The 14,183-nt window shown below is 67.4% G+C and carries 8 protein-coding genes; 4 read left to right on the top strand and 4 right to left on the bottom strand.

The window, feature by feature from the left end:
* Nucleotides 1–4: 4 nt before the first annotated feature.
* Nucleotides 5–2,644: a fibronectin type III domain-containing protein gene (locus tag AB0F15_RS39415; protein ID WP_360281965.1), complete on the bottom strand. Its 2,640-nt coding sequence runs from the start codon at nt 2,642–2,644 to the stop codon at nt 5–7.
* Nucleotides 2,645–2,763: 119 nt separating this feature from the next.
* Here AB0F15_RS39415 and AB0F15_RS39410 point away from each other — a divergent pair, with 119 nt between their 5' ends.
* On the top strand, nt 2,764–4,635 hold the full coding sequence (locus AB0F15_RS39410) for a hypothetical protein (protein WP_360281963.1): 1,872 nt from the start codon (nt 2,764–2,766) through the stop codon (nt 4,633–4,635).
* A gap of 514 nt (nt 4,636–5,149) precedes the next feature.
* Here the strand turns inward: AB0F15_RS39410 and AB0F15_RS39405 are convergent.
* A complete protein-coding gene (locus AB0F15_RS39405) occupies nt 5,150–5,557 on the bottom strand; it encodes a hypothetical protein (RefSeq protein WP_360281961.1) in 408 nt (135 codons plus the stop codon).
* Between the two features lie 273 nt (nt 5,558–5,830).
* Between AB0F15_RS39405 and AB0F15_RS39400 the strand changes: the two genes are divergently transcribed.
* Together AB0F15_RS39400 and AB0F15_RS39395 are read left to right on the top strand one after the other, a co-directional pair.
* Nucleotides 5,831–9,742, top strand: coding sequence for an AAA domain-containing protein (locus tag AB0F15_RS39400; protein WP_360281959.1), 3,912 nt, complete (start codon nt 5,831–5,833; stop codon nt 9,740–9,742).
* Nucleotides 9,739–10,611 carry a DUF4145 domain-containing protein gene (locus tag AB0F15_RS39395; protein WP_360281957.1) on the top strand — a complete coding sequence of 291 codons (873 nt, stop codon included), beginning with the start codon at nt 9,739–9,741 and terminating at the stop codon, nt 10,609–10,611. The genes AB0F15_RS39400 and AB0F15_RS39395 overlap by 4 nt, the downstream gene beginning before the upstream one ends.
* Nucleotides 10,612–10,999: 388 nt before the next feature.
* Here AB0F15_RS39395 and AB0F15_RS39390 read toward each other — a convergent pair whose 3' ends face one another.
* Nucleotides 11,000–11,716: a hypothetical protein gene (locus AB0F15_RS39390; protein WP_360281955.1), complete on the bottom strand. Its 717-nt coding sequence runs from the start codon at nt 11,714–11,716 to the stop codon at nt 11,000–11,002.
* Nucleotides 11,717–12,122: 406 nt separating this feature from the next.
* Here AB0F15_RS39390 and AB0F15_RS39385 point away from each other — a divergent pair, with 406 nt between their 5' ends.
* Nucleotides 12,123–12,902: a transposase family protein gene (locus AB0F15_RS39385; protein WP_360281953.1), complete on the top strand. Its 780-nt coding sequence runs from the start codon at nt 12,123–12,125 to the stop codon at nt 12,900–12,902.
* Between the two features lie 327 nt (nt 12,903–13,229).
* On the opposite strand, the gene AB0F15_RS39380 is transcribed toward AB0F15_RS39385, so the two are convergent.
* Nucleotides 13,230–13,990 (bottom strand): IS5 family transposase gene (locus AB0F15_RS39380; RefSeq protein WP_360281985.1). Its coding sequence is split into 2 segments (ribosomal slippage): nt 13,230–13,699 and nt 13,699–13,990, totalling 762 coding nucleotides; the frame shifts between segments, so codons are not numbered across the junction.
* Nucleotides 13,991–14,183 lie beyond the last annotated feature (193 nt).

Raw genomic sequence — 14,183 nt, 5'->3', positions numbered from 1 at the left:
CGGGTCACCAGGTGAGATGGTTGGACTCGACGCCGCCGACGACGGCCCAGACCTGCCTGCCTCGGTAGCCGAAGAAGCAGACGGAGCTGTCGAACGCACCGGACCCGTTGGTCCGTGCCGAGTACGTCCAGTAAGTGCCATCCACAGTGGACACACATGAGACGGAGTAGCTGGTGTTGGCAGCGAAGTTGCGCGCCGAGATGACGACGTAGGCGCAGCTCGGGTCGGTGCACGACGAACTCGAATAGCGGCCGCCCTTCGACACCGAAACCGACGGTGGCGGCGGTGGTGGCGGCGGCGGATCATTGGTGCGAGCCGAACCGCGGGACCCGGTGGGCCCGCGGCCGAAGCTGTTCTCACCGGTGACGTAGATGTCATACGTCGTCGCGTACTCCAGACCGCCGACCGTGATCGAGCTGCCGCTGGCACAGCCGCCTGTCCAACGCTCGGCCCCGTTGAACACGACGTGGCAGGTCACCGCGCCGCTGCTGTAGTCGGAGACGTTGACTGTCAGGGTGATCTGCCGGTCGCCGCTGCTCGACGCTCCGGTCACGTCCACCATCGGGGCCCGGCCGGGCGTGGCTTCGGCGGTCGCGGGCGCGCCGTCCACGGTGGCACCGGTCGTGCCGCGCTGCCGGGTCTGCGCCCGCACGGTGAAGCTGTACTTGGTGCCGTTCGACAGGCCGTTGAAGGTCGCTGTCGTGCCGGTGACCGTCTGCGGCGTCAGGCCGTCGGCCTCCACCAGGTATCCGGCCAGATCACCACCGTTGAGTTCGGGCGTGGTCCAGGTGAGGGTCACGGTCGAATCGGCAACAGTGGCGCTTGGTCCGCCAACCGCGGCGGCGGGCGAGTACGGCGAAACGGCACCGCTCGACGGCGAGTCGGCGCTGGACAGTCCCAGCTCGTTCGTCGCGGTCGCGGTGAACGTGTACGCGGTGCCGAGCGTCAGAACGCCCGCGGCGGTGGTGAGTGAGGGTTCCGTCGAAGTGCCCGCGGCGGTCGTACTGCCGTCGGCGCCGTGCGCGGTCACCGTGTAGCCGGTGATCAGGTGGCCCTGGCCGTCGGCCGGGGCCCAGGTGAGCTTGACCGTGCCGTCCTCGCCGGCGATCGCTGTCGGCGCGCCCGGTGCGCCGGGGACCTCGGAACTCGGGGTGACCGGCGGCGAGTCGGCGCCAGGACCGGTGCCGACGGAGTTCACGGCGATGATCGTGAAGACATAGGTCGCGCCGTTGCGCAGACCTGGCACATCGGCTCGCAGCTGGTTTCCTCCGACGCTCATCGCGCCGTCGGTGCCCCCGCCTGCGGTCGAGCGCCAGCTGATCCGGTACTCCGTGATGGCTGCACCGTTCGCGCTGGCTTCCTCCCAGGACAGCTTCACCGTGGCGTTGCCGGGCTGCGCCTGGACCGCCCCCGGCGCGCCCGGCGCCTTCGGGGGCGTTTTCGCCGGGTCCTTCGCCCCCTTACCGCTCGACGGCGCCTGGGGCTTGCCGTGCGGTGCGACCGGCGGCGGGTTCACCGGCGGCTGAGGGGTCTTCGGGGTGTCGGGGGACGGCACGTCCCGCTTGCCGATACCGACCGTGGTGACCGATCCGTCGTGGTCGACCACGACGGTATGGGCGCCGTCCTGGGCGTCGACGTACACGCGTCCGTCCTGACCACGCGTCATCCGCGGCTGGCCCGCGCCTTCGGGTAGCGGGGTCGTCGCCTTCTGCTTGCCGGTCGGCGTGAAGGTCAGCACCCTCCGGCCCGTCCGGTCGAGCACCGCGACGGCATCGGTGGCGGTGACAGGTGCCGCGAAGTCCCCTTCCCCCAAGCCGACGGTGATCGGCGCGGAACCGGGCCGCTCGCCACCGAGGCCGTCAAGCCCGGCCAAGATCAGCCGGTTGTCACCCGGATCGACCATGGGGAGCCGCTGAGCCACTGCGACGGTCGCCGTGCGCGCGTCCTTGGCGACCCGCACTCCGAGGTTCGCCGTCTGGCCGGCGCCCTGCTCGCCGAAGGGGGTGACGGTTCCCGCGGACGGATCGACGAAGACGACTTGGTCGCCTGTCGCCACGACGTTGCCTTGCCTGCCGTCGGTGTCGACCGGGCACAGCACGTCGCCGGCATCGCGTTTCACGCGGCACAGGGTCCCGTTGTCGACCCGCTGGAACCAGATCGTGCCGTCCGCCAACGGCGCCGGCTCACCGACTGTTCCCCCGGCGCGCATGGTGACCGGCGGCAGCTGCGCGAACCGCACCACGGTGCCGGCTTGCTTGTAGACGTAGTACGGGCCGCCCGGCACTTCGAGGCTGACCGGGACGTCCCCACCGGGCGTGGCCACGGTGGCCGCGACGGCGAGATCGGATTTGCCGAACACCACGGCTTTGCCACTGCCGACAGCGCTCAGCTGACGGTCTCCCTGCCCCATCGCGACGGCGCCGGTGAGCTCGACCTTGCCGGTTCGCGCGTCGACCTGCTTGGTGCCGCCGTTGACGTGGAAGGCTGCTTGCTCGGTCACGTTGTAGACCCAGTGCCCTTCCTGCTGGAAGTTCAGATCCGGCCGCGCGTCACTGCTGGCCGCAACCACCACGAACGTCGTCGCGGCCAGGAACACTCCCGCCCACACCGCGACCGCGGCACGCGTTCGCCTCTGCCCTGGCACTCGGCCTCCAGAATCGCTGGGAAACGGCGGCCGCGATTGATCCGTCCGGCGGCCACGATCCTCTTAAGCGCCGGAGAGAGCATTGCTGTTACAGCGCGGTTCGGTTGCGGCTCACGAAAATGACCAACGCGACCACCGGCGAAGCCGGTTTTTCCCGCCGATTGACACTCTCGGATAACAACAACACATCTGTCGTAACATCTCGAGGCCGAGGCGGCGACCTCTGGGGGGTGAGCCGAAACCGTGTCAAATGGTCGATCGCGATCGGTGCCTTGGTCGCCGGCCTGGCCGCGGCCGGCGCAATCGTCGTCTTCGGCATTGACGGCGACACCGCCGCCGCAGGCCGAGGTGTCTCGGCAGAGGTGACCGAGCGAGGCGTTTCGCTTTCGGTGGATGGCATCGTCATCACAGGTCCGGCCGGTGTGGCACCGGCCGGCACGGTTCTCACTGCGAACATCGGAACCCGCGCTCCGTTCGGTGCGGGCGCGTCCATGTTCACCGGGGCCGGCTCGCCGCTCGAACTGAAGCTCACGAACGGATCACAACCCGCGAAACCGTTGTCGATCCGCTTCCCCGTTCGAGCTCAGCCACCTGCCGGTGCAGCAGGAGTGCTGCTCACCAATCCGTCCGGTAGCGATGGAACACACCTGATTCCGGCCGTGTTCGACACCGGGCAACAGACGCTGACTGCGGAAATCGACCACCTCAGCAGCTTCTGGCCTGGCTTCTTCGACTTCGGCAAGCTGGCCGAATCCGTCAAGCGCTTCGCCGGACAGACGACCGGAATCACCTCAGCCAGGCCCGGCTGCGCAACCTCACCCGTGACGACCGGCGACGGCACGAGCGTGACGCTCGGCGGAGCGGTCGTCGGCGACCCGGTGTGGTCGTGCCTACGGGTCGAGAACGGCCAGGCAATCGTCACGATGACACCCAATTCACCACTGCCATGGCTGCTCCACGCCGCTCCCGACGCAACCTTGGAGCCACCCGGCACGGTGGACGTCGACAAGGCCGCAGTGCTCGCCGGCTACGACACCCTGATCAAGACCAAACCGTATGCCGAGGGCCTCCTCGTTCCCGGCGTGCCGCGGACCTACCGGTTCCCGGTCGCCCAGCTCCCCGGCGTCATCACCGGCAAGATCGACACCGGCACCTACCTCGGCATGGCGTTGCTGTTCGGAGTTGAAGAAGCTCTCGAAGTCTTCGGTGTCGACGTCGGACGCCTCGAAATCGTCACCGACGCGGTGCGCTGCCTGGGCGACGCGATCGAGGCAGCGCACATCACCGCACCACCGAACGCCGATGCCGTGGCCGGCCTCACCAAGGCCGTGCTCTCGTGCGTCAGCACCGCGGCGACGGCAGCAGGACACCAGGCACCCGGGCCGGTGAAGGTGGTGATCGGAATCCTCACCTCCGGCGTCAGCCTCGTCGCGGCCGGTCTCCAGGGAGTCGTCCGCACCGCGACCGGGTCCGACACGTTCACCATCAACGTCGACGCCCGAGTGCCGCCGGTCGACCTGCACCGCACCAAGCTAACCTCTATCCGCGTTCCAGCCTCGCTCTGCGACACGAACGGCGACTTCACCTTGCGGAACGGTTCAGCCGCCGGCATCCCCTCTCGCTACGGACCGCTCGACGCGGGCACCACCGGCACGGTCGTCTACGGCGACCTCGACGGCGACGGCCACGACGAAGCCGCCATCGACGTCTACTGCAACTACAGCGGCGGCAACGGCGTCCCCGGCCAAGGGTTCGTCGTCATAACCGGCAAGAGCGGCAAGCCCGCCCCGATCGGCGTTGTCAAGGCGCAGACACAAACGCCCCAGACGTACTTGTCAGCGGTCGAAAAGATCACGATTTCCCGTGGTCGCATCGAAGCCACCGAAGATTGGTACCACCCCGACGACGCCCACTGCTGCCCCAGTGGCCGCGCCCAGACAACCTGGACCTACGCCGCGGGAAAGCTCACACCGGGAAAGCCAAGGATCTAGGCGGAAAACGTCCCGCAGGTCAGCTGGTGCTGGCGGTCACCGGCGCACGCGCTCCACCGGCGGACCGTGGCGACTTCGGGTAGCTGCCCGCCCGGCGAGTTGCTCAGCGTCATTCAGCCCGTAGGTCGCCAGCCACCGCAACACCAGCACCGCGCCCACCGTCAACACCGGGATCACGACCGCGGTAAGCCACATCGTCTTCGGCGACAGCTCGCGCGGCCGCGGCTCGTTGGTACGTGGCGGTCATGACAGTCCCTCCTAGCAACCACCGAAATTGTCATGTTTTTGTCCAAACGCACGCAGATTTGTCCAGCCATAGTGGTCGGGTTGACAGGCATGGTCCGGTTAGAATTTCCCATACCCCCGACTCGACCTATACGCCAACTCATGACCCGAGAATCGGGTTTACCTGCGCAAAAGTGTTCTCAGTGTACTGAGAATCCAGCTTTCCTCCGTCACCGTACAACCACCACGACTGCTCCAAACAGGGGTTACTGGCGAGTTGTGGATTGCATCATCGACCGCCGATCGGGGAGGCTGCGCGGTTGATCACTCTCAGGGGAAGGTGACCATGGCCGCAACTCCCAGCGACCGCGACGTGCTCAATCAGACCATCAGCCTCATGGACTTCCTCGCAGAAGTCACCGATGCGGCCAACCGCGACCCCAGCCGCGACATCACCGCCGACGAGTCCGACGCACCCGATCCGCTGATCTGGCTCGACCACCTTCCCGACGGCCTCACCCTGACCCCGAAAGCGACCGACGACGTGCTGCTGCGCGTCCGACCACCCAAAACAGTTCTCGAGCCACGCCCGCCTGCGGTGCTGGCCGGATGGATCGACTCGCCCGAAGCCCGCGGACCGGACAGCCAGCCACCCCGCCTGCTCACCACCGGCCCCGCCGACGTCGACCAGGAACACGCGATCACACCACCGGCCAGTGTCCGGCAAGTGTTCGACCGGTGGCTGGCCCAGTGGCGTGAGTGGAGCCGGGACCAGCTGCGCTCCCGCGCCCGCCGTGACCTCTACGAATCCCTCGAACGCGCCGCGAAAACACTGGAACAGCGAGACGACGAGTACGAATTCGTCCTCGCCACCGGGCTGGTCCGCTGGCACACTCCGGAGGGGGACGAGGTCCGCCGGCACCTGATCACCGAACCCCTCCGCCCGCAGCTGGACCGCGACACCGCGGAGGTGACGGTCTCCTTGATCGGCGGCAAACGCCGCTTCGAAGACAAAGCCCTCTTCACCGAGGTCGAGGGGTATCAGCCCGACCGCGGCCGCACCGCTCGCCAGGCGATCCTCGAGAGCGACACCGGTCTGCTGGACCCCGCGCTGCTCGACGACGTCGAGGGATGGGTCGGGCTCGCCGTCGCCGACGACTTCACTTCGCTGCGCCGTCCTGAGGATGTCACCCGTGAGCTGCCGGACCGGCTGGAGCTTTCGCCGTCGCCGGCGTTGCTGCTTCGGCCGCGCAGCCGGGAACTGCTCGCCGACACCTACCGCAGGATCGCCGCCGAGCTGCGCGAGCCTGATGCGCAGGTGCCGGTCGGGCTGGCGCAGCTGGTCGCCGACACCGAAGCCGACACCCGGGGCCGCTGGCTCACCGCGCAGAACGCCCCCACCGGCGACATGCTCGGCGAGGACCCGCTGTTCCCGTTGCCGACCAACGCCGAGCAGGAACGCGTCATCGACCTGCTGCGGCGCGAAATCGGGGTCGTTGTCCAAGGCCCGCCGGGAACAGGCAAGACCCACACCATCGCCAACCTGGTCAGCGCGCTGCTCGCCCGAGGAATGCGGGTCCTGGTCACCAGCCAGAAAGACCAGGCCCTCAAAGTTCTCCGCGACAAAATCCCCGCCGAACTGCGCAGCCTCTGTGTCCTGCTCGCTGGGGGCAGCAAAGACGCCGCCAAAGAGCTCGAACGCGGCATCGATGCACTCTCGAATGCGATCGGCTCGACCGAAACCGCGGGCCTGCCGCGCCGGGCCCAGCAGCTCGCCGACGAGCGCCACAACCTCCTGACCCGCAGTACCGAACTCAACACCCGGATCCGCCAGCTGCGCGAAGTCGAATACCTCCAGCACCCGCCTGTGGCCCCCGGCTACAGCACCACCCGCTACGCCGGGCCGTTGACCGACATCGTGCACGAGGTCCAGGAGCACGCCGCGGCCTACCGGTGGATCCCGAGCGTCGATCTGACCTGGCCCGACAAGCCGCCACTGGTGACCGGGGACATGCTGGCGCTGCTCACGCTGACCCGCCAGGACAGCCCCGGCCGGCGGATCCGCGCCGGGCAGCAGATCCCCGAGCGCCGCGAGCTGCCCGACGCCGGCGAGCTCGCGGACATCATCGCCTCCGAGCAGCACGCCCGCGACACCGCACACGCCGACACCAGCACCCTCACCCAGCGCCTAGCCGCGCTCGGGCCGGAGGTCTTGGCGCATCTGCGTGGTCTCGGCGACCAGGCCCGCACACAATTGCAGCAGCTGGGCTACGGCGGGGACCACACGATTCCGCCGTCGCGCGGCTGGGTCGGGATCGCCGTGGACAACCATCTGGCCGGGCAGCACTACGGCCTGTGGCGGCGGTTGCATGCCGAGCGGGATACCGCGGACCGGCTTCAGCAGCAGATGCGCGACCTCGGCCTGCAGTTCGCGGTCGAGCTGCCCTCGGTCGGTGCTTACGGCATCGGCAAGACTCGTGCCCTGCTCAACAGCGGCCGGGCCCTGCGCGACTACATCGTCGGCGGCGGGAAGATACGCAAAATCGGCAAATCCACCGCACAGAAGAACGCCGACGAGTTCCTGACCGTGGTCACCGTCGACGGTGTCCCGCCGCACAGCCTTCAGCAGATCAACGCGGCGCTCTACCGGCTGGAGGCCGAGGTCGCCGCGGTGCAGCTGGTCGGGCTGTGGGGCGAGGCCGACGTGAAGATCACCGGCGAATCCCTCACCCGTGCCCTGTCGGAGCTGGCCGACAACGCGCAGCTGCTCGATCACATCGTGGCGCTGGCCCAGATCCACGGCGTGTTCCGCGAGACACTGCTGCGCGCCGCTTTGTCGGTTGACTTGTCGACTGTCGCGGCGTTCGTCCGCGCGATCGATGCTGTTCCGGCAGCCCTGCATTATGTGGCGTTGGAGCAGGCCCGTCACCAGGTAGCGGGGCTGCAGCGGAAGGTCGCCGCGTGGGCAGCCGCCGAGAACGCCTGCTCGGAGCTGGCGTTGCTGGTCAAAGCCGTCGCGGACCGCGATCTCGACGCCTACCGCACCGGCCTGGACGCCCTCGACCTGGCTCGGCACGACCGTTCCGCTGAACAGCGTCGCGCGCAGCTGACCCGCACGCTCCGGAATGTTCACCCGGCCCTGCTGGAGCTGCTCGAAGCGACCGCCGACGATCCGACCTGGGATCAGCGTCTGAGTGACCTGCCGGCGGCGTGGGCGTGGTCGAAAGCCGAGCAGTTCATCTTCGCCACCCGCAATGCCGAGGACGAACGCCGCCTGGTCGCCGAGTTCGACGTGGTGGAAGATCAGATCCATCGGGTCACCGAACAGCTCGCCGGAGTCCAGGCACTCAGTGCCTGTCTCAGCCGGATGACCGATGCGCACGCCCGGGCGTTGCGCAGCTACCGCGAGCACATGAGCCACGTCGGCGCCGGCGGCGGCAGCAAAGTCCGCGAGTACCGCAAGGCCGCCCGGCAAGCGATGGAGAAGGCCAAGGACGCGGTGCCGGCGTGGGTGGTGCCGTTGCCGAACCTGCTGGAGAACATCAGCGCGGTGCGGGACTCGTTCGACGTTGTGATCGTCGATGAGGCCAGCCAGGTCGGGGTTGAGCAGCTGTTCCTGCTGTGGATGGCGCCGCGAGTGATCGTGGTCGGCGACGACAAGCAATGCACCCCCGGGAGTAGCCGGCTCGGCAAAACCGAAGCGCTGTTCGACAGCCTGCACGAACACCTGTCCGGGATAGACGAAGAGATCCGGCTCAACTTCACCGCCAAATCCCACCTCTACGGACTGCTGACAGCCCGGTCCGGGCGGGACGCGGTCGTGCGGTTGCGGGAGCATTTCCGCTGCATGCCCGAGATCATCACCTGGTCCTCGACCCAGTTCTACGGCGACGACGACCGGCCCGGGCTCATCCCGCTGCGTGAACGCACCGCCGCCGACCTGGATCCGTTGAAGGTGGTGACCGTCGAGGGCGGCTATGTCGAAGGACGCGAGCAGCGCCGCCGCAACCCCACCGAAGCCAAACGCATCGTCGCCCAAATCGCCGAATGCCTGGACGACCCGCGCTACGACGACAAGAGCTTCGGGATCATCGTCATGTCCGGCACCGGGCAGATCAAGCTGCTCGAACACGAACTCAACGCCACCATCTCCGCCGAAGACCGCCAGCAACGCAAGATCCGGGTCGGGATCCCGGCGAACTTCCAAGGCGACGAACGCGACGTGATCTTCCTGTCCATGGTCGTCACCGACGCGCCCCGAGCGCAACGCGCCCCGATCTTCCAGCAGGCGTTCAACGTGGCGGCCAGCCGCGCCAAAGACCAAATGTGGCTCTACACCTCCTTCGGCATCGGCGACCTCAAACCTGATGACCTGCGTGCCTCCCTGATGGGTTACATGCTCGCCCCGCCTTCAGTGTTCGGCACCTCCCCAAGCCTGGAGGAAGTCAGCGACACCACCAGCACCGCACCGTTCGAGTCCCTGTTCGAGCAAAAGGTGTTCCGGGAGATCAAACGCCGCGGCTACTTCGTCGTACCCCAGTACGAAGTCGGCTCCCGCCGCCTGGATTTGGTCGTGGTCGGTGACGGTGGTCGGCTCGCCGTCGAATGCGACGGGCACCTCTGGCACACCAGCACCGCCCAGCAGATCTCCGACGCCCGCCGCGACCGCGAACTGCGCCGCATGCGCTGGGACGTCATCCGGATCCGCGAAAGCGAGTTCGAATTCGACCCCGACCGCGAACTCGAACCCCTGTGGCAGCGCCTCGACGAACGCGGCATCCACCCGGACGACATCACGGACAACACCCAGCGACCCGACGACTGGACACCCGTGGCCCTGCCCGATGACGACGCCGACACCACCGAGGGGAACACTCTGTGACCAGCACGACCGAACGCTCCAGCGACGATGTCATAGTGGAACTGGACGACAACGTCCTCGACCGCGTGGCCCTGCTAATCTACGGCGACGACGGCTCCAAGCACTACCGCACCGGCAGCGAGATCACCCGGTTCTTCACCGCCGCCGGCTGGCGCCGAGTCAAAGACCTCGGCGACGGCCGCTACCGCGCGGTACTGGAGACCCTTCGCAGCCGACGCAAGGACTCCGAAGCACTCAAAGCGGTGCTGCTACGGCTGGCCGACCCCCGCGAGTACCTCGACGACGACGAAACCCGTGTCGCCGTCCTGCAGGAGCTCAACGAGCTGCTCGCGGTGGAGGGCTATCAGGTCATCTACAAGTCCGGCCGGCCGGTACTCATCGCGCAGACTCCGACTATGAACCGGCCGGCGATGCAGGCCCCGGTGCAGCTGACCGCGAGCCTGGCCGACGTGGTCAGTGACGCCGCGTTCGGTGAGCAGCTCAAAGCCCGGCTCGATGAAGCGCAAGCCTGCTGGGACCACGGCGCCCCCACCGCGGCGATCATCATGCTCGGCAGCCTCCTGGAAGGCGTGCTCTACGACGTCGCACTCAGCCAGCACAGCGACGGGCCCGCCCCCACCGATCACCTGCAGAGCCTCATCAACCTCTCCCAGACAAAAGGATGGCTGCCCAAGGACGTCGTCGACTACGCCCACGTCCTGCGCAACCACCGCAACCTCGTCCACCCCAAGAAGCAGTTCACCGAGGGCTACTCGCCGAAAGACAGCACCGTCCGGATCGCCTGGAACGTCGTCGTCGCCACCATCAACGACCTCGCCGCACTCAAGAACCCGGCAGCCGGCACCACCGACAGCACTCAAGACCAGTAGGCCTGCACCGCCTCAACGCGCGCCGGGAGGCCCGACATGCACTGCGGCTACTGCTGCTTCGAACTCCGCAAAAACAAAAACGGCACGGTCCCCAAGCACTACTCGGGAGAGACCAAATTCTTCGAGTGGGCACAGAAAGTGTGCCCGGGATCGGGTACCACCGACTACACGACCACAGCTCCCGGGCACAAGTGCCGCCGGACGCGTTCGGGAAACCCGTGCCCCAGCTGCGGCAAGAAACTCCGCCTGAAACAGGACGGACATTTTCCCGCGCACAACAACACGAACGGATCGGAGTGCGGAGTCTCAGCAGCCAACAGGTAGTCACGAAGCGCCGTGCTGTTCTTCGAGCTGGGCAACCGAGTACGCCGACCCGGCGGACCGGCGGTCATCGTCGTGCGGTGTGGCCGCCACAGACCTCGGCGCTCGCACGGGGATCGCCGGCGCGCAACCCCGCGACGATCCGCTCGGCCTGGACTTCGGCGGGCTCCGAGGTCACGGGCAGCCGCGCGAGGAACTGAGTGTGGTCCGGGACTTCACCGGTCCTTCGCCGGTGGTCTTCGATGAGGTCCCACGGCGGCGAAAAGAAGGTCAGATGGATCTGCTCACGCGTACCGGGCAGGGAGGTGGCACCGTGGAAGCCGCTGTTCCACCGGCCCAGGACGTCGGATTCCTCGCGCAGCCGGGTGCGCAGCTCCCGCGCCACCGTCCTGGCGGGCCACTCCCAGAACCGCGTGCCGTGGGCACGGGCGAGTTCGGCTTCGTACTGGGCCGCGTCGAACCGGACCGCGGTCAACGGCAAGCCGGGGTCGTCGGGATTGCGCCACTCATCCCAGACGACGTCGCCGCCGTCACGGCGAATCCGGACGAAGATGGCGCCGCAGCAGCCCCACGTGCACTCCGCCTCCGCGAGCATCACCTCACGGGGCTCCGCCCCGGGCAGCAGCGGGCTGTCCGGCCCCAGCAGCGCATCGGGGTCCGCCCACGGTCCCTCGGCGAACACCGATCCGACCACGTCCTGGTCGTCGACCAGGAGCTTGAGTTCGACTCGGTTCCAGGCGGAGTCCTTCGGGAGGATCACGGATGTGCGCAGGCGGCTGATCACCTCACCAGGCTAAGCGAAACGTCCACTGGTTTCCGGTTTGACGCGATCGAAGAACGGACCGCCGAGGTGACTGCGACCGGCAAGTCTTGGCCCCCGCAAGGTCGAGTGGGCGTCGAATCAGGGCCTTCGCGCGACTGCCCCGGCGATGAGCCGCTGTACCGGGTCGAGCGGTTCCGTGTGGCCTAGTGTCGCGCGTCTGAGGTTCGTTGACGGCCAGCAGCGTGCGAACGTCTTGAATGAGTCATTCAGGTCTTCGGACGTCCTGAACCCCCGGCCGCTGGCCGGACCCGCTCCACCAATGTAGGCAGGAAAAGTCGCCCTGGGGCTGCCCAGGCTCCGGTAGCACCTAAGGGATGTCTCGTAACCCGGTGCCGGGCCGGCGGGGCCGGTAGTTGATCATGTCGTGGTGCAGGTGATCACAGCGTCGCGGCCGGAGTGGATTGCCCCGTTCACCGGACTGGAGCCAGGTCAGTTCCGCAGACTGGTGCGGCTGGTCGCGAAGCGGGGCGGGGACGAGATCGCCGACGGCCGTCCAGGTCGGCAGTGGGCGTTGCCGCTGGCAGACCGGGTGCTGCTGGTGGCGACGTACTGGCGGACGAACCTGACGATGCGGCAGATCGGGCCGTTGTTCGGGGTGTCGCATTCCGCGGCACATCGGGTGATCGACACGATCGGTCCGCTGCTGGCGCTGGCTCCGGTCCGCAAACGCCGGGTCGACTCCGTGGCGATCGTGGATGGCACGCTGGTCCCGACCCGGGATCACCGGCTGGCGACCCCGTCGAAGAACTACCGCTATTCGACCAACGTGCAGGTCGCCATCGACGCCGAGACCCGACTGGTCATCGCCACCGGTGACCCGCGACCGGGCAGCCGCAACGACTGCACCGTGTACCGAGACTCCGGCATCGCCGAGGTGCTCGCCGATCGGCCGGTCATGGCCGATGGCGGCTACCAAGGAAACCCCGAGGTCGTCATGCCGTATCGCAAACCCCGTGACGGCAGCGAGTTGCCGGACTGGAAGGAAGACCTCAACGCGACCCACCGCAAGGTCCGAGCTCGCGTCGAGCACGTGCTGGCTCGCATGAAGAACTTCAAGATCCTCCGCGACTACCGTCGCGCCGCCACTACCCTCGCCGACACGGTCTCCGGAATCGCGAACCTGCACAACATCCTTCTCACCGACTGACCGCAACACCAGCGCCACCAACCACAACAACAGTTACGAGACATCCCTTAGCCTGCGAGCATCCTAAAGCGTGGGTGAGCCGCCCCAGAGGGGACCTCGGCGTCCGAGCAACGCCGCGATCCGGAGTTCCGGATTTGAGGTTTCGCGCATCAATGCATAGGGCGTTATACGGCCACCGGCCGCCTCCGCCTTGGATGCGCCAATCGGGCGAACGTACGCGCGACTGCCGTCATGCGGCCACGCCCTCCACATCCGCTCAGCATGATCCCTCGCTCACCCTCAGAGCCAACGATGTCGTCGACCGAGACAGTGGACTTAGAGCATGTCTCATTTGGCGAGTTTCTTGTAGCAGGTGATAGCGGCTCCGAGGGTGAGGAAGGCCAGGAAGTTGCTGGGTTTGCGTTCGTAGCGGACGGTCAGGCGCCGGTATCCGGTCAGCCAGGCGATCGTCCGTTCGATGACCCACCGGTGGCGGCCGAGTTTGTCACCGGATTCGATGCCTTTGCGGGCGATGCGCGGGATGATCCCGCGCCGGCGGAGCCAGGCGCGCAGGGCGGGAATGTCGTAGGCCTTGTCCGCGTGCAGCTTGACCGGTTTCCGGCGCCGGGGTCCGCGGCGGGACCGGATCGCCGGAATCGCGTTGACCAAGGGCTTGAGTGCGTGGCTGTCGTGGGTGTTGGCCGCAGAGATACCGACGGTCAAGGGCAGGCCGGCCCGGTCGGACAGAGCGTGGATCTTCGAACCGGGTTTGCCCCGGTCGACCGGGCTCGGACCGGTCAGTCCGCCCCCCTTTTTGCCCTGACGGATGCCCCGTCCAGGACCGCGCGCGACCAGTCGATCATGCCCTTGCCACCCAGTTCGTCCAGCACCGCCTGGTGCAGTTGTCGCCACAGCCCGGCCTCGGTCCACTCCGTGAACCAGCGATGCGCCGTCGGTACGGTGACCCCGAAGCTGGGCGGAAGATGACGCCAGGCGCACCCGCTCGTCAGGACAAACACGATCGCGGTGAACACCGCCCGGTCGTCCACTCGTGACATTCCACCACCTTGTGGACGCGTCTTGCCCGGTGGAATGAGCGGCTCGACCAGCGCCTACAACTCATCAGGCACCAGCCGCCGCGACAACCCGTCCATCACGCCATGATCTTGCCCGCACCTTCGCCAAGATCCAAGTGAGACACGCTCTTAGAGGTTGTCTCATGTGGTGAGTTTGCGGAGTTTCTTGTAGCAGGTGAGGCTGGCTCCGAGGATGAGGAAGGCGAGGAAGTGCTCGGCTTTGCGT

Source organism: Amycolatopsis sp. NPDC026612, from assembly GCF_040638285.1.
Classification (GTDB): domain Bacteria; phylum Actinomycetota; class Actinomycetes; order Mycobacteriales; family Pseudonocardiaceae; genus Amycolatopsis.
Note: the sequence above shows the minus strand (reverse complement) of the source record. Positions and strands in the feature narration are given on the sequence as shown.